This window comes from Nonomuraea sp. NPDC049158, from assembly GCF_040648335.1.
Lineage (GTDB): Bacteria > Actinomycetota > Actinomycetes > Streptosporangiales > Streptosporangiaceae > Nonomuraea.
Window position 1 is genome coordinate 203076 of record NZ_JBEZDM010000008.1, and the last position, 22563, is coordinate 225638.

19 protein-coding genes are annotated in these 22563 nt (G+C 70.5%); 8 read left to right on the forward strand and 11 right to left on the reverse strand.

What is annotated here, in order from left to right:
- Positions 1 to 40: 40 nt before the first annotated feature.
- Together AB0B61_RS19900 and AB0B61_RS19905 are read left to right on the forward strand one after the other, a co-directional pair.
- Positions 41 to 1180: a HAMP domain-containing sensor histidine kinase gene (locus AB0B61_RS19900; RefSeq protein ID WP_358433563.1), complete on the forward strand. Its 1140-nt coding sequence runs from the start codon at positions 41 to 43 to the stop codon at positions 1178 to 1180.
- Positions 1177 to 1833 (forward strand): response regulator transcription factor, encoded by a 657-nt coding sequence (locus AB0B61_RS19905; RefSeq protein ID WP_358433566.1) that lies wholly within the window; start codon positions 1177 to 1179, stop codon positions 1831 to 1833. The genes AB0B61_RS19900 and AB0B61_RS19905 overlap by 4 nt, the downstream gene beginning before the upstream one ends.
- Here AB0B61_RS19905 and AB0B61_RS19910 read toward each other — a convergent pair.
- Entirely contained in the window at positions 1830 to 3269 is a 1440-nt protein-coding gene (locus tag AB0B61_RS19910; RefSeq protein ID WP_358433899.1) for a helix-turn-helix domain-containing protein, read from the reverse strand. The two genes, AB0B61_RS19905 and AB0B61_RS19910, sit on opposite strands and share 4 nt — an antisense overlap.
- 291 nt (positions 3270 to 3560) lie before the next feature.
- On the opposite strand from AB0B61_RS19910, the gene aceA reads away from it, so the two are divergent.
- Positions 3561 to 4847 (forward strand): isocitrate lyase, encoded by a 1287-nt coding sequence (gene aceA / locus AB0B61_RS19915; protein WP_358433569.1) that lies wholly within the window; start codon positions 3561 to 3563, stop codon positions 4845 to 4847.
- 884 nt (positions 4848 to 5731) lie between these two features.
- Here the strand turns inward: aceA and AB0B61_RS19920 are convergent.
- The 5 genes from AB0B61_RS19920 to AB0B61_RS19940 form a co-directional block, all read right to left on the reverse strand.
- Positions 5732 to 7849 carry a protein kinase gene (locus tag AB0B61_RS19920; protein ID WP_358433902.1) on the reverse strand — a complete coding sequence of 706 codons (2118 nt, stop codon included), beginning with the start codon at positions 7847 to 7849 and terminating at the stop codon, positions 5732 to 5734.
- A gap of 2 nt (positions 7850 to 7851) precedes the next feature.
- On the reverse strand, positions 7852 to 10224 hold the full coding sequence (locus AB0B61_RS19925) for a protein kinase (protein ID WP_358433572.1): 2373 nt from the start codon (positions 10222 to 10224) through the stop codon (positions 7852 to 7854).
- A gap of 92 nt (positions 10225 to 10316) precedes the next feature.
- Positions 10317 to 11912 (reverse strand): protein kinase, encoded by a 1596-nt coding sequence (locus tag AB0B61_RS19930; protein ID WP_358433575.1) that lies wholly within the window; start codon positions 11910 to 11912, stop codon positions 10317 to 10319.
- 202 nt (positions 11913 to 12114) lie between these two features.
- Positions 12115 to 12948 carry a siderophore-interacting protein gene (locus AB0B61_RS19935; protein WP_358433578.1) on the reverse strand — a complete coding sequence of 278 codons (834 nt, stop codon included), beginning with the start codon at positions 12946 to 12948 and terminating at the stop codon, positions 12115 to 12117.
- Between the two features lie 166 nt (positions 12949 to 13114).
- Positions 13115 to 14089, reverse strand: coding sequence for an alpha/beta hydrolase (locus AB0B61_RS19940; RefSeq protein WP_358433581.1), 975 nt, complete (start codon positions 14087 to 14089; stop codon positions 13115 to 13117).
- 87 nt (positions 14090 to 14176) lie between these two features.
- Here AB0B61_RS19940 and AB0B61_RS19945 point away from each other — a divergent pair, with 87 nt between their 5' ends.
- The 3 genes from AB0B61_RS19945 to AB0B61_RS19955 are packed head-to-tail and all read left to right on the forward strand — an operon-like array spanning position 14177 to position 16651.
- Positions 14177 to 15106, forward strand: coding sequence for an ABC-2 family transporter protein (locus tag AB0B61_RS19945; RefSeq protein WP_358433584.1), 930 nt, complete (start codon positions 14177 to 14179; stop codon positions 15104 to 15106).
- Positions 15099 to 15887 (forward strand): ABC-2 family transporter protein, encoded by a 789-nt coding sequence (locus AB0B61_RS19950; RefSeq protein WP_358433587.1) that lies wholly within the window; start codon positions 15099 to 15101, stop codon positions 15885 to 15887. The genes AB0B61_RS19945 and AB0B61_RS19950 overlap by 8 nt, the downstream gene beginning before the upstream one ends.
- Before the next feature lie 2 nt (positions 15888 to 15889).
- On the forward strand, positions 15890 to 16651 hold the full coding sequence (locus AB0B61_RS19955) for an ATP-binding cassette domain-containing protein (RefSeq protein ID WP_358433590.1): 762 nt from the start codon (positions 15890 to 15892) through the stop codon (positions 16649 to 16651).
- 11 nt (positions 16652 to 16662) lie between these two features.
- Here the strand turns inward: AB0B61_RS19955 and AB0B61_RS19960 are convergent, their stop codons facing one another.
- The gene (locus AB0B61_RS19960; RefSeq protein WP_358433593.1) at positions 16663 to 17136 is read right to left on the reverse strand and encodes a hypothetical protein; all 474 of its coding nucleotides are present in this window, start codon (positions 17134 to 17136) and stop codon (positions 16663 to 16665) included.
- 130 nt (positions 17137 to 17266) lie between these two features.
- Between AB0B61_RS19960 and AB0B61_RS19965 the strand changes: the two genes are divergently transcribed.
- Positions 17267 to 17800 carry an MFS transporter gene (locus tag AB0B61_RS19965; protein ID WP_358433596.1) on the forward strand — a complete coding sequence of 178 codons (534 nt, stop codon included), beginning with the start codon at positions 17267 to 17269 and terminating at the stop codon, positions 17798 to 17800.
- A 48-nt stretch (positions 17801 to 17848) separates the two neighbouring features.
- A complete protein-coding gene (locus AB0B61_RS19970; protein WP_358433598.1) occupies positions 17849 to 18589 on the forward strand; it encodes a YcnI family protein in 741 nt (246 codons plus the stop codon).
- 97 nt (positions 18590 to 18686) lie between these two features.
- On the opposite strand, the gene AB0B61_RS19975 is transcribed toward AB0B61_RS19970, so the two are convergent.
- From AB0B61_RS19975 to AB0B61_RS19990, 4 genes are all read right to left on the reverse strand, one after another.
- Positions 18687 to 19640 carry an ABC transporter permease gene (locus AB0B61_RS19975; protein ID WP_358433600.1) on the reverse strand — a complete coding sequence of 318 codons (954 nt, stop codon included), beginning with the start codon at positions 19638 to 19640 and terminating at the stop codon, positions 18687 to 18689.
- On the reverse strand, positions 19627 to 20610 hold the full coding sequence (locus tag AB0B61_RS19980) for an ABC transporter ATP-binding protein (RefSeq protein WP_358433603.1): 984 nt from the start codon (positions 20608 to 20610) through the stop codon (positions 19627 to 19629). The genes AB0B61_RS19975 and AB0B61_RS19980 overlap by 14 nt, the downstream gene beginning before the upstream one ends.
- Complete coding sequence (locus AB0B61_RS19985) at positions 20607 to 21779, reverse strand: DUF2092 domain-containing protein (protein ID WP_358433606.1); 1173 nt, start codon at positions 21777 to 21779, stop codon at positions 20607 to 20609. Before AB0B61_RS19985 ends, AB0B61_RS19980 begins: the two co-directional genes overlap by 4 nt.
- A gap of 418 nt (positions 21780 to 22197) precedes the next feature.
- Positions 22198 to 22554 (reverse strand): hypothetical protein, encoded by a 357-nt coding sequence (locus AB0B61_RS19990; protein WP_358433609.1) that lies wholly within the window; start codon positions 22552 to 22554, stop codon positions 22198 to 22200.
- Positions 22555 to 22563 lie beyond the last annotated feature (9 nt).

Below are 22563 nucleotides of genomic sequence, written 5' to 3' on the forward strand. Positions count from 1 at the left end.
TGTCATACCGTTGTTAGGTCCGTTCGGGCATGCTGGAGGCGTGATCAGGCTGCGTAAGGGGACGGTGGGGGCCCGGTTCACGATCTTGTACGCCGGGGTTTTCCTGCTGTCGGGCATCGTGCTGCTGGCCCTGACCTTCGTGTTGTCCGACACCGAGGTCGCCTCCGTGGGACCGCCCCCGCCGGGCGGCGACGGCATGACCGGGGCGCAGCGGCACATTCTCCAGTTGCAGCGGCAACTGGGCGACACGGAGGCGAACCAGTCCCGGCAGCTGCTGGTCGGCTCCCTGCTCGCGCTGGTGGTGATGGCGATCGTGTCCCTGCTGGTCGGCCGGGCGCTGGCCCGCCGGGTGCTGCGCCCGCTGCGGCTGATCACCGCGGCGACCCGGCGCATCTCCGCCGACAACCTGGACCGGCGGCTGGCCGTCAGCGGCCCGGCCGATGAGGTGAAGGACCTCGCCGACACCATCGACGGCCTCCTGGAACGGCTGGAGGCGTCGTTCGCCGCCCAGCGCCGGTTCGTCGCCAACGCCTCGCACGAGCTGCGGACCCCGCTGGCGACCATGCGGGCGTCACTGGACGTCGCGGTCGCCAAGCCCGGCGTGCCGACGCAGACGCTCGTCGTGGGTGATCGGCTGCGTACCCAGCTGGACCAGGTGGATCAACTGCTCGACGGCTTCCTGGTGCTGGCCAGGGCCCAGCACGGCGCCCTGGCCGCGGTCGCCGTCGTCGACCTGGACGATCTGGTCACCCGGGCGCTGACCGACCATTCCGCCGCGATCGCGGCGAAGGGGCTGGACGTGACCACGCGGCTGCGAGCCGCGGGCACCCGGGGCGATCCCGCGCTGCTCTCCCGGATGGTGCAGAACGTGATCGACAACGCCGTGGCGCACAACGAGGAGAGCGGCTGGATCAGCGCCGAGACCCTCCGGGAGGGCGCCGAGGTCCGGCTCGTCGTGCGGACCGGCGGACGCGTACTGGACCAGCGGGACGTGGACCGGCTCGCGCGGCCCTTCGAACGGCTCGGCGCCGACCGCACCGGCTCCGAGAACGGCTCCGGCCTCGGGCTGTCCATCGTGGCGGCGATCGCGGCGGCGCACGGCGGCCGGCTCGACCTGCTCGCCCGGCCGCAGGGCGGCCTTGAGGTCTCGATCGCGCTGCCGGCCGGGGCGACGGCATGAGGATCATGGTGGTCGAGGACGCGCGGCCGCTCGCCGAGGTCGTCGCCGAGGGGCTGCGCGATCAGGGGATGGCGGTCGACATCACCTACGACGGGCTGAGCGCCGCCGCCAAGCTGGAGCTCACGGAGTACGACGTGGTGGTCCTGGACCGCGATCTGCCCGGCCTGCACGGCGACACGCTGTGCCAGATGATCTGCGAGCGGCCGGACCGCCCGATGGTGCTGATGCTGACCGCGGCCGGGGCGCCCGGCGACCGGGTCAGCGGTCTGACCCTCGGCGCGGACGACTACCTCGCCAAGCCGTTCCACTTCCCGGAGCTGGTCCTGCGCGTCCAGGCGCTGGCCCGCCGCAGGCCGGACGCGCGCCCGCGGACCCTGCGCGCCGCCGGGATCGAGCTGGACCCGATCCACCGGACCGCCGTACGCGACGGGCGGCAGCTGAGCCTTTCGGTGAAGGAGTTCGCCCTGCTGCAGGCGCTGCTGCGGGCGAGCCCCGGCTTCCTCAGCGCCGAGGAGCTGCTGGAGCGGGTCTGGGACGAGAACGCCGACCCGTTCACCAACACCGTGACCGTGACCATCGGGCGGCTGCGCCGCAAGCTCGGCGAACCACCGGTCATCACCACCACCCCCGGCGTGGGCTATCGGCTCGCCTAGATCACGGCGGCGTGCCGTTCCAGGAAGGTGTAGACGTCGGCCTCGTCCACTCCCGGGAACGACCCCGGCGGGAGGGCGGCCAGGACGTGTGAGTTGGCGCGGGCCGACGGCCAGGCGTAGCCCTCCCAGCGTTCGGCCAGCTCAGTGGGCGGGCGGCGGCAGCAGTCGCCGGTCGGGCAGTTGGATTTGGTGCGGTTGGTGGTCTCCCTGCCCCGGAACCACCGCGACTCCCTGAACGGCACCCCGAGCGTGATCGCGAAGTCCCGCTCCCGCGACGGGTCCACGTGCGCGACGCAGAAGTAGGTGCCGGTGGGCGAGTCGGAGTACTGGTAGAACACCGAGAACCGGTCCGGCGAGGAGAACACCTGGCGGCCCGACCACTGCAGGCACATCCGCTGCCCCTCGATCGCCCCCTGCTCGTCGGCGGGGAAGACGATCCCGTCGTTCTCGTACGCCTTGTAGATCGTGCCGCCCGCGTCGTTGCGGACGAAGTGGCAGACCAGATCGAGGTGGTGGGTGGCCAGGTTCGTGAAGCGGTGGGCGGCCATCTCATAGGACACCGCGAACACATCACGCAGGTCCTCCACCGACAGCGCCCGGTCCGACTTGGCCTCCTGAAGGTAGAGGGCCGCGGCCTTCTCCGGTACGAGCACGGCGGCGGCGAAGTAGTTGGCCTCGGTGCGCTGACGCAGGAAGTCGGCGAAGTCGCGCGGCTTGCCGTGGCCGAGCGCGAGGTGGCCGAGGGTCTGCAGCAGGATGGTCCGAGGGGTGTGCATGCCGAGTTGCTCGTGCTTGACGTAGATGCGGCGGTTGCGGAGGTCGGTGATGGAGCGTACGGATCTGGGGAGGTCCTGGGCCGTGTGCACCGTGAAACCGAAATGGGTGACCAGGCCCTGGACCGTGCTCTGGGACAGGGCGCCGGTGCGGTAGCCGACCGAGTTCAGCGCCTCGGCGGCGGCCTTCTCGATCTCGGGGAAGTAGTTGCCGACCTCGCGCTGCCGGCGTCTCAGCTCGGCATTCGCGGCCCTGGCCTCTTCCGGGGTGGCGGTGCCTCGCGCCTGCCTGGCGCGCAGCTCTCCGTACAGGCCGAGGAGGTGTTCGAGCACGTCGTTCGGCACGCGGGCGGAGACCTTGAGCCGGGGCAAGCCGAGGCTCGCGTAGATCGGATCGCGCTGAGCCTCCTCCAGGGCGATCTCGAGCTGGGCGCGGCGGTTCGGCGGCTGACGGCGCAGCAGCTCCTCGACGGGGACGCCCAGCGCGGCCGCCAGCGACTTGAGCAGAGTGAGCTTCGGTTCGCGCTTGCCGTTCTCGAGCAGCGACAGCTGACTGGGCGCCCTGCTGACCCGCGTCCCCAGGTCGGAGAGGGTCAGGCCACGCTGTTTGCGCAGGTGACGAAGGCGTTGCCCAAACGCGATGAGATCAAGCTCCTGCGTCAAAGACAGCGGTTCTTCGCCTAGCAAGGACGCCATGCGAGCATCTTAGACAGAAATTCCGGCCATTTTCTAGACATCGGAGGTCGGAGTGCCGGGAGTGCCGCAGACTCCCGGAAGCCCATCACATTGGTCTAGTCCATATGGAAAACTTGCCGTTTATTCCTCGCTTAACAACGGACCAACCTTCATATTTCGCGAAATTTGCTGCTTCTTCTGCTTGATGGAGGCTATTGAGCCATGTCGGCCCGGGCACAGACTCGGCACAGGCCCCAGGGGACGACAAAGGAGTGAAAAATGAACGATCGCCTCAAGGGAGCTGCTGAGCAGCTGCAGGACGAATGGGACAACGACCCTCGCTGGGCGGGCGTCGAACGCACCTACAGCGCCGAGGACGTGATCCGGCTACGCGGGAGCGTCCAGGAGGAGCACACGCTGGCCCGGCGCGGCGCCGAGCGGTTGTGGAGCTTGCTGCGGAGCGAGGACTACGTGCACGCGCTGGGCGCGCTCACCGGCAACCAGGCGGTGCAGCAGGTGAAGGCCGGGCTGCAGGCCATCTACCTGTCCGGCTGGCAGGTCGCGGCCGACGCGAACCTGGGCGGCCAGACCTACCCCGACCAGAGCCTGTACCCGGCGAACTCCGTGCCCGCCGTCGTGCGCCGGATCAACAACGCGTTGCTGCGGGCCGACCAGATCACCTGGTCGGAGGGCCTCCAGGACGCCCCGCACTGGCTGGCGCCGATCGTGGCGGACGCCGAGGCGGGGTTCGGCGGCGTGCTCAACGCCTTCGAACTCATGAAGGGCATGATCGCCGCGGGTGCGGCGGGCGTGCACTGGGAGGACCAGCTCGCCTCCGAGAAGAAGTGCGGCCACCTGGGCGGCAAGGTGCTGATCCCGACCGGCCAGCACGTCAAGACGCTGAACGCCGCCCGCCTGGCCGCCGACGTGGCCGGGGTCCCGACTCTGATCATCGCGCGGACCGACGCCCAGGCCGCGACGCTCCTGACCAGCGACGTGGACCCCCGCGACCAGGCCTTCGCCACCGGCGAGCGGACCGCCGAGGGCTTCTACCGGGTCCGCAACGGCGTCCAGGCGTGCATCGCGCGCGGCCTGGCCTACTCACCGCACTCCGACCTGCTCTGGATGGAGACCGGTACGCCCGACCTCGACGTGGCCCGCGAGTTCGCCGAGGCGATCAAGGCCGAGTACCCCGACCAGATGCTCGCCTACAACTGCTCACCGTCGTTCAACTGGAAGAAGCACCTGGACGACTCCACGATCGCCAAGTTCCAGCGGGAGCTGGGGCACATGGGGTACAAGTTCCAGTTCATCACGCTGGCCGGTTTCCACTCGCTGAACTACTCGATGTTCAACCTGGCTCAGGGGTACGCCTCGGACGGCATGACGGCGTACGTGGACCTGCAGGAGGCGGAGTTCGCGGCCGAGTCGCGCGGCTACACCGCCACCCGCCACCAGCGCGAGGTCGGCACCGGCTACTTCGACCTGATCAGCACCGCCATCGCCCCCGACTCCTCGACGACCGCGCTGCGCGGCTCCACCGAGGAAGAGCAGTTCAGCCACTAGATCCGCTGATCTCGCCGGCCACCTCCAGGGCATGGGATGGTTCCCCCGGCGATGGGCCGCGCCAGTCTCTCCCCCCGGCCTGGCGCGGCCCACTTTCGTGCGCACCGTCCGCTCTGGGAACCGGACGAACCCGAGCACCGGGAGATCCGCATGATCACCTCTTGCCGGCACACTTGGCCGCCACTCTGGAATCGAGCGAGCAGGAAACTCGGCTCGTAGCCGCACGGCTGGACGTCGGACTCGCCGTAACGGGTCGCCGTAATAAGCCCGTCGCCGAGCAGGTCCGCGGATAGCAGGCGAACCGGCCCGGCTCGTGAGCGACGCGCACCAGCGGCGCGTCAGCCGTCCGGTAGGTGAGCCTGCCGATGACGAACCGCTCGGGGCCGTCTTCACGCCACAGGGGAAGGTCCGGGTGGGTTGGCTTGATCGTGAGCATGCCGGTGCCCAGCGTCGGTAGGGCGCGTTTTCGTTGAGACACGCCAATGTCAAAACTGCGCGAAAACGTGGGCTCGTACGGCAAGGCCCCGTATCGTGCCAGGTAGAGGGCCTTCTCCTACTGGATCCACCCCGGACGGCGTCCACTGCGCATGCCGCGCATGGAGCCTGCTTCGGATGGGGTTCTTCGTCGGATAGGAGTTGGTTCGAATGGACCTGCAACGTGCGCTTCTTATAGCGCTCGCGATAGTCGCCTCCACCAGCATCGCGACTGCTCTTATGCTCGCGGACGGCTCCACGTGGCCCGCCGCACTCCTAACTGGCCTCGCCGCCGGCGGCGCCGTTTTGTGGGGGCTGCTCGGCTGTTTCAGGCGCCACCCATAGACGCAAGGACGGGACCCGGCCGCGCCAGACGTCCCCCGGCCTGGCGCGGCCACCTCATGCTGTGATCATTTCCTGCTGTACCAGAGGGTGACCGCCTTGAGTTCCGTCGCGGGCCCCTCGGCCAGGACGCGCTTGGTCTTGCCGTCCAGGCCGGCCAGGACCAGCCGGGTGGTGCCTGCCTTGGTGACCGTGGTGAGAAAGTGCTCGGAGTCCAGCCAGCCGTTGAAGGTCGTGCTCTTGTCGCTCGGTATGACGGCTCGCCTGGCGCCGGTCGTCGCGTCCCACAGGCAGATGCCCTTGAGCGTGCCTGGGCAGACGGTGGCGAATACCGTGGCGGTTCCTGTGCCGATGCGCACCGTGGCGGTGCCCACGTTCATCAGGTCGCCCTTGTCGCGGAACGTGCGGACCACCGTGCCGTCCAGCCCGACGAAAGAGATCGCGCCGTCCCTCTCCTGGCGCATCAGCGTCGAGGCGTCCGGCCCCCAGGAATAGCCGCCCTTGCGGCCGCCGGGCGTCAGGCGGGACCGGACGCTCTTGGTGGCGGCGTCCACGATCACGAATCCCGCCGTGTTCTGCGAGCCCGGCCTGCCGTTGGAGAACGTCATGAGCAGGTGACGGCCGTCGGCGTTCCACCTTGCGTCCAGCGTGTTGCCGGGTTTGTCCGCGGTGCGGAGTTCGACGTCCTCGCCGGTGGCCGTCGTGACCAGTCTGATCGTGTTGTAGTCGGTCCGGGTCAGCGTGGTGATGGACAGGGCGGCCACGTAGGCACCGTACGGCGAGACTGTCGGCTGTTGGAAATTCCCGAAATACTGGAATTTGCCGGTCTTGGCGTCGCGGACATAGGCGGGAGAGCCCTCACCCCGCCGCACGGTCCCGTAGGCGGAGTTGACCCAGACGGGGTCGGCGGGGTTCTCGTGCAACGTGATCTTCGTACCGGGGACCTTTGCCGTGGTGGTCGAGGTCGTGGGCAGCACTTCGTCGGCCGTCGCCGCGCCGGACGGCGTCGAGGACGGGACACCGGTCTGGGCGGTGGCTGGGGCTCCGGTCGCTGGGACGCCGGTCCCTCCGATGCTGGTCCCTGGGGTGCCGGTTCCTGTGGCGCCCCGGACGGTCGTACCGGCCTGCTTGATCGCGACGGCCACCCCCGCGACCGCCACCAGCACCGCGGCGGTACCGATCAGCGCCAGCCGCCGCCCGGAGCGCCGACCCGGAACCAGCGTCGACGGGGACGGCCCAGAGGGCCCACCAGAGGCCGGCGGCACCGAATGCGACACCGACGGCGATCCCGCGGACGGGACCCCAGGCGATGAGGCGACAGCGGGTGGAGCGGCAGCAGGTGGGGCGGCGGATTTGGTGCCCTCGGTGAGCAGGCCCTGGGGTGGGACCGGATGGCCGAGCAGGGTGAGCAGTGCTCGGGCGGCCGTGGGCCGGGCGGCGGGGTCCTTGGCCAGGCAGCGGGCCACCAGGTCGCGCAGGTCGCCGCGCAGGTCGCCGAGGTCGGGTTCCGCGGACAGGATCCGGTTCAGTACGGACGGCAGGTCTCCCGAGCCGAACGGCGGCTTGCCGGAAGCCGCGCACACCACCGTGGCCGCCCAGGCGAACAGGTCCGCGGGCGGCCCGGCGCCGGCGCCGCCGAACTGCTCCGGAGCCATGTACGGCGGCGTGCCCGCCAGATGCTCGCCGGTGAGCTCGCTGGAGTCCAGCGCCCGGGAGATGCCGAAGTCGATCACCCGGGGACCGTCCCTGCCGAGCAGTACGTTGCCCGGTTTGAGGTCCCGGTGCACCACCCCGGCCTGGTGGATGGCGGTCAGCGCGGTCAGACTGCCGATCGCCAGACGGCGCAGCTCGGCCGGCCGCAGCGGGCCCCGCTCCGCGAGCACCCTGGCGAGGGAGGGGCCGTCGACGTACTCGCTGATGACGTACGGCACGCCGTTCAGTTCGCCGGTCGCCAGCACCGTCGCCGTACAGAACGCCTTGACCCGTCGCGCGAGCTCGATCTCCTTGGCGAACCCGGCCCGCCCCTCCTCCCCGGCCGCGTACGTCAGCAGCTTGATCGCGACCCGCTCCCCCGCCGCCGACTCGCCGAGGTAGACGACCCCCTGACCGCCCTGGCCGAGCCGGCCCGCGACGCGGTACGACCCCACCTGGGCGGGGTCGCCCGCGAGCAAGGGGTGCGGTTCCATGGTCACGGGGCCTTGGGTGCGAACTGCCGGGCGCTGTTGTTCGGGGCGACGTCCGCGAGGACGCGCTTGACCTTGCCCAGGAAGTCCACGATCTCGACGTGGGCTCTCTTCTTCTTGGCGGACTCCTGCACGAGGATGTTGTCCTCGTTGAACCAGCCGAGCACGTAGGAGTCGTCCTTGACGCCGGGCACGGTGGCCGTGCGGTCACCGGTCGTGGCGTCCCAGATGCAGATCTCCTTGTTGTTGGGACAGACCGTCATGAACTGCTTGCCTGACGGGGAGTACCAGGAGACGTCACGGGGCCTGCCCACCCAGTGCATGCTGCGGATGACCTTGCCCGACATGTCGTACGTCTCGATGCCCTGGCTCTTGGTGGCGCTGTAACCTCTGGCGATCTTGCCATCCGGGGTGAACGCGAAGGGCAGGCTGCTGGCGTCCTCGTACTGCGCTTCCACGACGGTGGCCGTCCGCGCCTGGACGTCGATGACCGCGAAACCCGTGATCAACGACCGCTTGGCGTTCGTGACCGACAACAGCAGCCGCCTGCCGTCCCGCGACCAGGCTGGGGACCAGGTCTGCGCGGGCTTCTTCACCGTGTTGACGGTGAAGGACTCCTTGGTGTCCAGGTTGGTGAAGCGCACCTGGTCCATGTCGGAGCTCTGGAACTTGACCCACGGGTTGAGCGCCACCCAGTCGCCCGTCGGTGACAGGCGCGGCTCCTCGGCCATGCCGACCTCCTTGAACTGGCCGGATCTGTCCCTGGCGAACGCCTTGTACGGGCTCTTGACCTGGAGGTAGGCGGCCAGCCGTACGGGGTCGGTGGAGTTCTCGTGCAGGATGGCGTCGATGTCGGGGAGCTTGACGTCCTTGTCGGCCTTGGGCGCGACGCTGGCGACCGGCGCGCTGGTCACGCTGGGGGTGATCGGGGGCGCGGCGGTGATGACCGAGGTGGGCGCGCTCGACGCGGCCCCGGAGCGTACGGGACCGGCGCCGCCGGGAGTGGAGCCTCCGGGGGTGGAGCCGCCGGGAGTGGAGCCGCCGGAACTGGTCGAACGGGGTGCGGACGGGCCGGAGACCGCCACGAGCCGCTGACCGGTCAGCGCGTAGACGCCGACGCCCGACACCAACGCCCCGGCGACGAACGCGGCCACGGCGATCAGCGCCGCCCGGCCCCGCCGCACCGGCAGAGTCGCCACGACACCGTCCGGCCCCTGTCTGTCCGGCCCGTGCCCACCCGGCGCCTGCCCGGCCGAAGCCTGCGGCTCCGGCGCCTGTCCGGCCGCCCCCTGCTCTGCCGCCCCCCACTCTGCCGACCTCTGCCACTCCGGTGCTTGCCCGGCCGACGACGTCCGTTGTGGCGACGGCGACGATTCCGGCGATGACGACGGCGGCAACTGGGACGGGGGCGACTGCGAGGAGGGCGGCCGCATGGCCGACGGCTGCGAGTGTGGCGGCGAATCCGGAGATGGCGGCTGCGGCTGCGAGTCAGGCGGTAGTCGAGGCGGCGGCAGGTTGTACGGCAGCCCGGACGGTGGCGGCAGCCGGGCGGTCAGGAAGCTGGTCTCCCCGACCAGCCGCAGCAGCACGTCGCTCGACGTGGGACGCGAGGCGGGATCCTTCGATAAGCAGGCCAGCACCAGATCGCGCAGGTCGCCGAGGTCGGGCAGGTCGGGCTCGCCGTTGGTGATCCGGTTGACCGTGCCCGCCATCGAGCCGCCGTCGAAGGGAGAGCGGCCGGACGCCGCCGACACCAGCGTCGCCGCCCACGAGAACAGGTCGGCCGGCGGTTCGGCCGCGGCCCCGCCGAGCCGTTCGGGCGCGGTGAAGGCGGGCACGTCCACCTTGCGGGTCGTGGCGGACGCCGTGCCCGCAATCGCCCGGCCGATGCCGAAGTTGATCAGCCGCGGGCCGTCGGGGCCGAGCACCACGTTGCCCGGCCGGATGTCGCCGTGGACGACGTTCGCCTGGTGGATGGCCACCAGCGCGGTGACGGTCCCGACGGCGAGCCGGTGCAGCGCCGTGTTCCGCAACCGGGTGCCGGACGCGGTCGTCCGCTCCAGCGTGGGGCCGTCGATGTACTCGCTCACCACGTACGGCCGGCCGTCGTGCAGTCCGGATCCGAGTACCTGGGCCGTACAGAAGGCGGAGACCTCCTGGAAGGGCTCGATCAGGCGCAGGAAGCGCTCCTGGTCGATCTCCGGGTGCAGCAGCTTCACCACGACAAGCTCCGCCACCGACGACGACGGCGGCGCCGATTCATCCGTTCCGGCGGGGTTCGGCGTGCCGACGAAGACGTCCGGGCTCAGCCGTCCGATCAGCCGGTACACACCCACCTGGACGGGCTCTTCCTCGCGCAGCGGTTCGAACTCCGGCATCCGGATTTCTCCTCCCGGCACAACCAGGCCGTAGATCACCGATTATGGTGACTTGTCGCCGGGATTTGCAGGGGTTGCCAGCTATCCGGGGCTCAGGAGGAGACGGTGGCCGGAGCGGTGACCGTTTCCGATACCGATGGGGTGATCGACGGGTCCGGTGACTCGCCTGGCCCGTCCTGCGGGATCGTGGTGATGGACGCCGACGGCTGCGGGCAGTCGCGCCGGGCCGAGCCGCCGCGTCTCTTTCCCGCAGGGCCGGCACAACCGCCGCCCGTGTCCGTGTCGCCCGGTTCGCCCGGTCCGTACGTGGCCGGCGGATGCCAAGCGGTCTTCCGCTCGGGCGACGGGTCGAGCACGATGACCGGGGCTGTCGTACGGGCCCGGGTGGCGGACACCGGCGGCGAGGTGATCGCCGTGCCCGCGACGGTGGCCGGGACGCTGGTCAAGGGGGTGACCGCGGGGCGCCTGGTGGAGTCGGCGGTCTCGTACGGCTGGACGGCGGGCTGGTTCTCCGGCACCGGAGAGGGGCCGCCGACACTCAGGCCGCTGCCGCCCGACGCCGCGATCACGGTGACGGCCGCGATGGAGACCGTGGCCAGCGCCGCGAAGGTGGCGTGCGACAGGTGCGCCCCGGCCTTGGCCCTGCGCCCGCGCTTCGGCGCGGTCGCCGCCTCCTCGCCGGTCCCGGGCACAAGCCGCACCCCATCGCCGGCCCCGAGCCCGAGCCGCACCCCATCGCCGGCCCCGAGCGCGAGCCGTACCTCTTCGCCGGTCTCGGGCGCGAGCCGCAACCTGCCCGCTCCCGGCGGATAGGGCACGGGCGTCCAGATCTCCGCGAGTACCCCCGCCACCGCGGCCCGCAGGTCCCACGGATCGCCCACGCCCCCGGCGGCGAGCAGGACGCGTAACAGGTCGGCGGCCCCGGGCCGGTCGCCGGGCGCCTTGGCCAGCGCCGCCTCGACCGCGGGCCGCAGCAGGGCGGGCACGCCCTCCACGCGCGGCGCCTCGAACAGGATGCGGCGGGTCAGCACGTCGGCCTCGCCGCCGCCGAACGGATGGTGCCCCGTGGCGGCGAACGCCACCAGGCAGCCCCACGCGAACACGTCCGACGCGGGCACGGCGGCCCCGCCGGTCAGCCGCTCGGGCGCCACCCAGCCCGGACTGCCCATGACCTGTCCCGCCTGCGTGTGCGCCGCCAGCGTGTCGACGTCGCGGGCGATGCCGAAGTCGATCACCCGCGGCCCGTCCTCGGACAGCAGCACGTTGCCCGGCTTGAGGTCCCGGTGGACCAGGCCCGCGTCGTGCACGGCGACCAGCGCCGCCGCCACGCCGAGCCCGGCCCCGTAGGCCAGGTCGGGCGTGAGCGGGCCGCGCGCCATCACGACCTGGGACAGGGCAGGGCCTGGAATGTACTCGGTGACCAGGTACGGGCGGTCCCGGTCGGTGCCGTCCTCGATCACCGCTGCGGTGCAGAAGGGTACGATTCGCCGCGAAAATGCGACTTCCTCCGCGAAACGGGCTCGCAACGTGGGATCGTTGAGGTGTACCGCGTGCGGCGTCTTCAGCGCCACCAGACCGCCCCGCGGATGTTCGGCCAGATACACCACCCCCATGCCGCCGATGCCGAGGCGGCCGAGGAGCAGGTATCTGCCGATGATGACCGGGTCGCCCACCGTAAGCGGTCGCACGCCTGGAGGCATGTCGCTCGCACCACGCGCCATCGGTTCTCCGCTCGCTGTCTGGGACACGGCCAAAGCACACTGTCGTCCCATCCGAGCGGGGTTTCCGCATGGTTTTCACAAGGGGTATCGGAGGTAAGGCGGTCGTGCCTCCAAGGTAAGTAAGCGGTGTGACTCGATGGCCTGAAGTGGCGTTTTACAAAGAACCGGCCTAGCCGAGCGCTGCGGCCTCCTCGGCCTCGACCTGGCGGTTCCAGTCGCGCTTCGCGGCCCGCCAGCCCTCGTCGTCGGCGCCGAGCCGCCAGTAGCCGGAGATCGACAGCTGCTCCATCGGCACCTTGCGCTCGACCCGGAGGTGGCGCCGCAGCTCCTTGACGAACCCCGCCTCGCCGTGGACGAACGCGTGCAGGTCACCGTCGGGGAACTCCAGCTCGCGCACCGCCTTCACCAGCGCCGCACCGACGGGAGCGCCGCCGCGGTGCAGCCAGACCAGCCGCGTGTCACCCGAGACCCGCAGCTTCTGCTCCTCCTCCGGCCCGTCGACCTCGATGAAGGCGTAGGCGGTGGCGCCGTCGGGCAGCGCCTCCAGGGCGGCCGCGATCGCCGGGAGCGCGCTCTCGTCACCGACGAGCAGATGCCAGCCCGCCTCCGGACGCGGCGCGTAGGCGCCGCCGGGGCCGAGCATGAACAGCTCGTCACCGGGCACGGCCCGCGCCGCCCACGGCCCGGCGATGCCCTCCTCGCCGTGATAGACGAAGTCGAGCGTCATCTCCCCGGCGTCGGGGTCCCAGGCTCGTACGGTGTAGCTGCGCAGCCGCGGCCAGACCTCCCGCGGCATGGTCTCGCGGACGTGCTGAACGTTGAACGGGACCGGATAGTCGACCCCCTCGTGCGGGAAGACGAGCTTGACGTAGTGATCGGTGAGACCCGAGGTGGCGAAGTCCCGCAGATCCTCACCACCGACCACGACACGGATCATGTGCGGCGTGATCCGCTCCGTACGTATCACTACGCCGCGATGGTGGTCTCTGGGCTTGTCAGCCATCGGAACACTCCTCGAAATATTAGGTATGCCTAACCTACACCCTGATCCCCGATCCGGTCAGGGCGAGCGGCCACGGGTAACGACGAAGACGTGATTCCTGCACACCATTCACTCGCCGCGACCCATCCAGCATCGCATCACGACGACCACCCTGGACCCCACGGGGTCAGGCCGCGTCCTCCAGCGAGGCCGACCGCACCCCCGCGACCGCGGCGAAGAACCTCGTCATGTGCCGGAAGGCCAGCCTGCCCTCGGGCAGCACGTCGGCCAGGATCGGGAACACGTGCGGCATCCGCCGCCACTCCTCGTACGTCACCGGCACCCCCGCCAGCCTGGCCTTGACCGCCACGCGCCGGGCCTCGTCCCGGAGCACCTCCGTCGAGCCGGTGACGATCATGAGCGGCGGCAGGCCGGTGAAGTCGCCGAGCACGGGCGACACGAGGGGGTCGCGCGGGTCCAGGCCGAAGGTCCAGCGCCGGGCCAGCCAGCGGATGCGACTGGCCGACAGCATCGGGTCCTGCCAGCGGTTCGCGCGCTTGGGCAGGTCCGTCAGGTCGGCCCAGGGCGACAGGCAGACGGCGGCGGCCGGAAGTGGCAGGCCGCGGTCGCGCAGGGCGAGCAGGGTGGCGAGCGTGAGGTGCCCGCCCGCCGAATCGCCGCCGAACAGGACGTCCTCGGGGGCGTACCCGCGCTTCAGCAGACAGTCGTAGGCCTCCAGCGCGTCGCTCAGGGAGTCGGCCAGCTTGTGGACCGGCCCCTGGCGGTAGTCGAGGGCGAGCACCGGACGGCGGGCCGCGACGGACAGGCGCCAGGTGATCGGCCGGTGCGTCCGGGGCGAGCAGGAGAAGTAGCCGCCGCCGTGGAAGTACAACAGCACCTTGCCCTCGTCGGGCGCCGCGCCCGCGCGTACCCACTCCCCGCCGCACGCGGAGAAGGCGGCCGGCTCGACGTCCACGTGGCCGGGCGGCCGTAACGGCACCAGCCGCCCCAGCTCGCCGAGCCGGGCGGCGCAGTCGATCGTCACGGGGTGGCGCATCAGGAGGTGAGAGGCCGGCTTGAGAGTCCCGCGCATCAGACCGGTGACCGCGCGAGCCTGCCAGCTCAGTGGATAGTCGGGAGCGACGTCCCTGTCCAAGTCCATATATCCCTCCGATGAATCTCCTTCCCCCTAGAACATCGCTCTACTCGCAAGTAAGTATCTCCTCGCTTACGGGACTATTTCGGCGACGTGTCACACCCGGCAGGCGCGTCGTTTATCGCGTTGCGGACCGCCGACCGGAAAGCAGATAATTCAAGGCTTCCATCGGCTGACCCGCGTGCGGGTCCAGGCACGGCTGGTCACCGTGCCATCACTCTCCGGAGGTGCACAACCATACCCCTCTATGCCCGGCTGGTCCGGTACGGCTTCCGCAAGCACGCCACCTACGTCTGGGCCGCGATCGCGGGCGCCTTCACCAACAGCGTCTTCGGCATCCTTCGCGCCTACATCCTCATCGCCCTCTGGCAGGCCAGGCCCGGCCTGGCCGGCTACGACGTCACCCAGGCCGTCACGTTCTGCTTCATCACCCAGGCCCTCATCGGCCCGATGCAGCTGTTCGGCACGGGCCTGGCCATCCCCGAGCGGATCCGCAGCGGCGACATCGCGCTCGACCTCGTCCGCCCCGCCTCGCTTCTGCTCTGGCACCTCGCGGAGGACCTGGGCCGGGCCGGCTACCTGGCGCTGGCGCGCGGCCTCCCGCCGATGCTGCTGGGCGCCGCCGTGTTCGGCGTCGTCCACCCCACGGAGCCGGGGCAGTGGCTCGCCTTCCTCGTCAGCTTCCTGACCGCCGTGATCGTCAGCTTCGCCTGGCGCTACCTGGTCTCGCTGTCGGCCTGCTGGCTGATCGACGACCGTGGCGTGCTGACATTCTCGCTGGTGCTCACCACGCTGTTCAGCGGGATGATGCTGCCGCTCAGCCTGTTCCCCGGCGTGCTCGGCGACCTGGCCAGGGCGCTGCCGTGGGCCGCGATGGTCCAGGCACCCACCGACCTCTACCTCGGCAAGGCGCCCGTCCTGGAGACCCTGGCCTTCCAGAGCTGCTGGGCCGCCGCGCTGCTCGTCGCCGGTGCGTTCGGCACGCGGGCGATCCGCCACAAGGTGGTGATCCAGGGTGGTTAGGACGTATTTCCTGCTGGCCTGGACCTGGACCCGCGCCGCGATGGCCTACCCGGCCTCGTTCGCCCTCACGACCGTGCTCGGCCTGTTCGTGGCGGGCACGGACGTGGCGGTGATCCTCATCATCTTCGCCAACACCACCTCCCTGGCCGGCTTCTCCCGCGAGGAGACGCTCTTCCTGTACGGCACGGCGAACCTGGCCTTCTGCCTGTGCGACCTGTTCGTCAGCAACATCGACCGGATCAGCCAGCACATCAAGGCGGGCACGTTCGACACCATCCTGATCAGGCCCGTGAACGCCTGGATCCAGCTGGCGGCCGACCGTTTCCTGCCGACCCGTGTCGGCCGCATCCTGCTGGCGGCGGCCGTGCTCGGCTACGCGATCAGGGCCCTCGACCTCGACTCCGGGCGGCTGTGGATGGTCCCCGTCATGATCGCGTCGGGAGTGGTCATCTTCGGGGCGCTCTGGACGCTGGCCGGGGCGCTGCAGTTCGTGCTGACCGACGCGCCCGAGGTGACCAACGCCTTCACCTACGGCAGCGGCCAGCTCACCCAGTACCCGTTCGCCATCTACGGCCGCGACCTGGTGCGCGGGGTGACCTACGTGCTGCCGCTGGCCTTCATCAACTGGCAGCCCGCCCTCTACGTGCTGGACCGGGACGACCCCTTCGGCACGCCGGGCTTCATGCGCTTCCTCGGGCCGGTCGCGGCCCTGGTCCTCGCCCTGCTCGCCGGGTTCGCCTGGCGCCTGGGCATCCGGCACTACAGATCCACGGGGAGTTAGGGATGATCGAGCTCGACCAGGCCGGGCGCTCGTTCAAGGTGCGCAGGAGCCTCAAGCTCAAGGGGAACATCGTGCATGCCGTACGCGACCTGTCGTTCACCGTGGCGCCGGGCGAGTTCGTCGGCTACCTCGGCCCCAACGGCGCCGGCAAGTCCACCACGATCAAGATGCTGTGCGGCATCCTGACCCCCACGTCAGGCCGGGTACGGGTGGCCGGGCTCGACCCCTCGCGCAAGCGCACGACGCTGGCTCGGCGCATCGGCGTGGTGTTCGGGCAGCGTACGACGTTGTGGTGGGACCTTCCGCTGCGGGACAGCTTCGAGCTGATCCGGCTCCTTTACAAAGTAGATCGCAAGGTCTTCAAGACGCGCCTCGACGAGCTGACCGAGACGCTCGACCTGGGGAGCTTCACCCGCACGCCGGTACGTCAGCTCAGCCTGGGCCAGCGCATGCGCGGCGACCTGGCCGCCGCGCTGCTGCACGCGCCCGACGTGCTGGTGCTCGATGAGCCGACGATCGGGCTCGACGTAGTCAGCAAGTCGAGCATCCGGACGTTCCTGCGCCGGCTCAACGCCGAGCAGGGCACGACCGTGCTGCTGACCACGCATGACCTGGGCGACATCGAACGGCTCTGCCGCCGGGTCATGCTGATCGACCACGGGCGGCTGGCCTTCGACGGCACACTCGACGAGCTGATGGCCACGGCGCCCGAGCAGTCCACGATCGAGGACGTGGTCACCCACCTCTACACCGGCAGCCGGTGAGAGGACGACGATCAGTAATAGCCGCCCTGGGGGCTCTCCTCGTAGTCCTCATCCTCGTCCTCGTGCCGCCGCGACCAGCGGGACGGCATCAGCACCGGGATGAACAGGGCGACCCCGAGCAGGGCGAACACGCCCGTGGTCAGCAGCAGCTTGTCGCCGGCGCCGACGTCCCTGACGATCTGGTTCACCGACGGCTCGGCGGGGATCAGGGAGATCGCCCGGTTCACGTCGAGGGAGTAGACCACGGTCCAGGCCAGCAGCACCATCGAGGGCACGAACGTGGCCATCGGCGAGACCCGGCCCGCCACCACGAGTCCCACGACCAGCCCGACCGCCGCCATCGCGCCGAGGGCGATCCACATCTTCTGCCCGCCCACGGGGTTGGCCGAGGCACTGGATAACGCCTGCTGGACGGCCCAGCCGCCGCCGCCCAGCACCGCTGCGGTCACCACGACTCCGATGAGCAATCCTGCAAAGTGCCGCAACGTTCTCACCTCAATGTCAACGTGTTCGGCACGACCCTAGCGACAATTGCCGCAAATCGACCAGGCATTGCGCGGCTTGAGAGGAGCGGTCTCCCCGAACCCTGCCCGCGTGAGAGCATGTGACACACCCATGCGCGCGGAACTTCCCCTCAGACTCGCGCGGACGGCCGCCTTCGCCGCCGTCTGCGTGGGGCTCGCCGCGCTCGCGCACGCGATGGGCGGCGGCTCGGTCCCCGCGCCGCACACGGCCGCGCTCGGCCTCGGCGCCGTGCTGCTGCCGGCCCTGGCGCTGAGCGCCCGGGAGCGCTCAGCCGCGACGATCAACCTCGCGCTGCTGTCCGCCCAGTTCGGGCTCCATGAGCTGTTCGGCGCCGACAGCACCGCCTACGTCATCTCGCACCCGCACGGCCGCGGGCTCGGCCAGGCCATCGGCATGCTGCTGGCCCACCTGACGGCCACGCTGATCACGGGGTGGTGGCTGGCGCGCGGCGAGGGCGCGCTGTGGGCGCTGCTGCATCGCCTCGGTCACCGTCTGGCGCTGCTGCGCCCGGTCGCCGTGCCCGCCGTGCGGCCGGCCGTCGCGATGGTGATCGTACGGATCGTCCCGGTCGATCCGCTGCTCCTGCACTGTGTCGCCAGGCGTGGTCCTCCACTGCCCGCCTGATCCTCTGACACCTTTTTCGATCCCCGCTCATCCCAGTGGAGCTGCATCATGTCCGTCATGCGTCGTACGGCCACGGTCCTGGCCGCCGCCACCGCCATCACCGCCGGCCTCGCCCTCCCCGCGCTGGCCCATGTCTCGATCAATCCGGGCACCGCCGAGCAGGGCGGCTTCAGCAAGGTCGCCTTCCGGGTGCCCAACGAGCGCGACGACGCCTCGACCGTCAAGGTCGAGGTCTCCTTCCCCACCGACCACCCGCTGGCGTTCGTCTCGGTCAAGCCGGTACCGGGGTGGAGCGTCAAGGTCACCGAGGGCAAGCTGCCCAAGCCCGTCAAGACCGAGTACGGCGATCTGAAGGAGGCCGTCACCAAGGTCGTCTGGTCCGGCGGGAAGATCGGTAAGGGCGAGTTCCAGGAGTTCGAGGTGTCCATGGGGCAGTTGCCCACGGACACCGATCAGCTCGCGTTCCCGACGACGCAGACCTACTCCGGCGGCGAGGTGGTCAAGTGGGCGGACGCCCTGAAGGCGGACGGCAGCGAGGCGGAGCATCCGGCTCCGACGCTCAAGCTGACCCCCGCGACCGCGTCCGACTCGCACCACGCCGGCTCCCCGTCGGCCGCCGCGCCGGCGTCGGCCTCCGCTGACGGCACGGCGGCGGCCCCGTCGGTCAGCAAGGTAGCGGCCGACTCGTCCTCGGACGGCACCGCGCGCCTGCTGGGCGGCGCCGGGCTCGTGGTGGGCGTCATCGGCATCGTGATCGCCGCCCTGGCGCTGCGCCGCCGCCCGTCCTGACGCACGGGCGGCTTGGGCGGCTCAAACGCTTGGGCGGCTCTCGGCTGATAGTGGACCGCCGAGACGGTCCGGGTCGGATCTCACCGGCCCGGACCGCTCAGGAGGTGATGTCCTTGCCCGAGAAGCGGGCCCACGCGATGGAACCGAACAGCAGGATGTACGCCCCGAAGACCAGCAGCCCCTGACTGAGACCCGCGAAGTCGACCGGACTGCGCAGCACCGCGTCGAACTTGGTCCACCAGCTGGGCAGCAGGTAGGGCGTGATCGCCTCGAGCTGCGGAATGGCCCTGAGCACCTGGGTGACGATGACCAGGATCATCGTCGCCGCGATGGCGCCGATGGACACCTCGGTGAACGTCGACAGGGCCACCGCCACGGCCGCCAGGGCCGCCATGCCCGCGCCTACGTACCCGACGGTGATGAGAATCCGCAGCAGGCCTTCGGCCACCGAGATGGTGCTGCCCGACAGCAGCGTCACCGGCCCCACCGGGAACAGGACAAGCCCGGTGACCAGCGCCGACAGCGCCACCACGACGGTGGTCGCGTAGCCGAACACCACCGCGTTGAGGTACTTCACGACCAGCAGCCTCGTCCGGCCGGCGGGCGCGGCGAGCAGGTAGCGCAGCGTCCCCGCGCCCGCCTCGCCCGCGATCGAGTCGCCGCCGACCACGCTGACCGCGATCGGCATCAGCAGCAGCACCAGGAAGGAGAAGGAGGCGAAGGTCAGCATGAGGCTGTTGCCCGCGACGGAGCCGATGAGCCCGCCGACCGCCTCGTCGGCGCTGGCGATGCGCAGCGCGATGCCGATCAGCACCGGCACGCACGCCACGACGGCCAGCATCACCTGGTTGCGTGGCCGCCGGAACGTCAGGCCGAGCTCCGAGCCGAGCAGCCGCCAGAACGCCGACGCCAGCCGCACCGGCGGCCCGGCCGGCCCGGCCGGCTCGGATGAACCGGGCACCGAGGACGGCCGCCGCTCGGCGGTGCGCATCGTCTCGGTCACCGGCACCAGCCCCGGCGTCCGGCGCTCCTGCGTCTCAGCCGTCGACATCGAATCCCTCCCCTGTCAGTCCCACGAACACGTCCTCCAGGCTCGGCCGTACGACGGCCAGCCCGCGCACGGCGACGCCCTCCCGTACCAGCGCCGCGTTGATGTCCTCGGGCGCGTGCGCGCCCAGGTCCGCCGTCACCGCCGCGACGCCCACGTCAGGCGTGCGCACGTCGGCCAGGCCGAGCGTGCCGAGCACCCGCGCCGCGTCGGCGACGTCCGGTGTCTCGACCCTGACGCGGGTGGTGAGGCCGCCGTTGAGCGAGGCGATCGTGCCCTGGGCGACCAGGTTGCCGGCGCGCATGATCGCGGCGTGCGTGCACATCTGCTCGACCTCGGTCAGCAGGTGTGAGGAGACGAAGACCGTGGTGCCGTCGGCGGCGATCTCCTTGACCAGCGCGCGCACCTCGCGGGTGCCCTGCGGGTCGAGCCCGTTGGTGGGCTCGTCGAGTATGAGCAGCTCACGGGGTCCGAGCAGGGCGGCGGCGATGGCCAGGCGCTGGCGCATGCCGAGTGAGTAGTTGCGGAAGCGCTTGCCCGCGGCCGCCGACAGGCCGACCCGCTCCAGGGCCTCGGCGACCCGCTTCTTCGCGGTGCCGCCGGGGGCGGTGGGATCGGCGGCGTCGAAGCGGTACAGGTTCGCCTCGCCCGACAGGTAGGGGTAGAACGCCGGCCCCTCGACCAGCGCCCCCACCCGGGGCAGTGCGTCCGCCAGGGGCAGGCCGAGCACGGAGTACTCGCCGGCCGTGGGCGCCACCAGGCCGAGCAGCATGCGGATCGTGGTGGTCTTGCCCGAGCCGTTGGGCCCGAGGAAGCCGAAGACCGATCCGCGCGGCACGGTCAGGTCCAGTGCGTCGACCGCGACCTGGCCGCCGCGGAAGCGCTTGGTCAGGCCCTGGGTGACGATCGCCGAGTCGCCGGAGGGCGGGGCCGCCCCGAAGGGCGCCCCCGCTTCGTGCGTGACAACGGTCACTTGGTGCCCGCCGCCTTGGTGATCTCCTCCGGCGTGACCGCGCCGACCAGCAGCCGGCCGTCGTCGGTCAGCAGCGCGGTGACGAGCTTGGTCTTGATCAGCTTGCCCGAGCCCCACGTGCCGCTGACCGGGGTGGCCGACTTGAGCACGTTGTCGATCAGCGCGCTCGGGTCGGTGCCCTCCGCGCCGCCCTTCCACGGCTTGTGGGACTGGCCGTCCGCCGGGGTCTGCTCCGGCTTGGCCGTCAGATCCTCCAGCGAGGCGGGCAGGACGGCGACGCTGGTCCAGCCGGAGCCGACGACCTTCACGCCCTCGGCCCTCTTTTCGGCGCTCTCCTTGGCCTTGTCCGCCTGCTGTTCGGTGTTGTCGCCGCCGATCGTCTGCTCCTTCACCTTGGCCCCCGCGGGCGGGGTGAAGGTGAAGTTCTCGGCCGCCGGCGGCGTGAACGTCACCTGGGTGAAGCCGACCTGGAAGGCCGGTTCGGCCGAGCCCTTGGCGTAGACCTGGACCTGCAACGGCACGTACGTCTCACCGTCGAGCGCCAGCCGCACCTCCTGGACCAGCGAGCCCTCGTCCTTGGGGGCGAGCACGAGCTGGTAGGCGGAACGGCCGGCCACCTGGGCGTTGTTGGTCACCCGGATGGCGGTGTGCTCGCCGGCCTTGGCCAGCAGCTTCTCCGCCACCTGCTGCGGGGTCACATCGGCCGGCCCCGGCGTGGGCGTGGCGTGCCGCGCCCCGGCGTCGCCCGCCATCTTGATCTTGGTGGCGGTGTTGTCGCCGCTGTCCCAGTACCAGGCCTGGTCGCCGTTGACGATCAGGTTGGACTCGTCGAACTGCGTCGGCATGGCGACCCTCATCTTGTCGCCGCCGCCGTACCAGACCTTCACCTCGTGCGAGCCGGACAGCAGGCTCAGCGGCGACGCGCCGCCCATGTCCGGCAGTGCGGGCAGACCCAGCGACGCGGTCTGCTGAACGGTGCCGGACATGGGCGGCGGGGCCTTGTCCTTGGTGGCCGCCGCGGCGTCGGCGAGCAACTGCTGCGCCGTACGCTCGGGTAGCACGGGCTCGCCGCTCACCGCGGCGATGACCGGGCCGGCCCCTATCGCTCCGGCGATCACAGCCGCGGCCGCGATCGGAACTCCCCATCTCACGAACGTGCCTCTGCGCATCTCACTCCTTAACGGTATGTCGATGACCAGAGCCTGCGGCATGCATCCTTAGGCGAGCCTGAGACCAGCTGAGACGGCTCTCAGCGCGGACGCGTTTCCGCCGGTAGAAGCGCTGCTTCCCGTGTGGACTCAACCCAACGTAGTTGGACGGTTTGGTCGTTGTGGGGATGTCCCCGAAGTTCCACGCGGAAGCGGGACCTTCTGGCTGAGCCCGAAACCTCCGCGATGCGATCAGAACTTTCGTCTAGGACGGCTTCCCGATCGTGTACCGGGGGGATTCCCCTCGAATGGGGATGGGGCGTCCGCTTCCCCTCTCAACGATCGCGTGGTGATCTTCTCGATGAGGATGCGCAGGATTTTCTTCCGGTCCTCCTGATTGGTGGTGGGCGCGTGCCAGATCCGCGGCAGTACAAAGCAATCAGGGCTCCGCCCGCCAAGGGCGGTCCTCCCAAAGGCCCGCAGCGAACAGGGCGTGCGAGACCTGCCGCGCATCGAGCCGGATGACCACCTCGCCGCCCTCGGACTCCGTAAGGTCGCCCGCGGCCAGACCGATGAGAGCGAGCTCACCGGCCAGCAACCTCATGAGCCAATCCTCGAAATCCTCGTCCGGCAGCTCCTCGTCCTCGTCCCGGAACCACGCCGCACGAGCCCTGCCGATCAGCTCCGCAGGCAGGCGAACCGTCACGGGCGGCAACTGCGCCCGCACCTGGCAGCCTATCTCCGCCAGATCACGGCTGTCCTTCCGGAATCGCTCCTCCGCTGTGGACCCCTCCATGCGGACCTC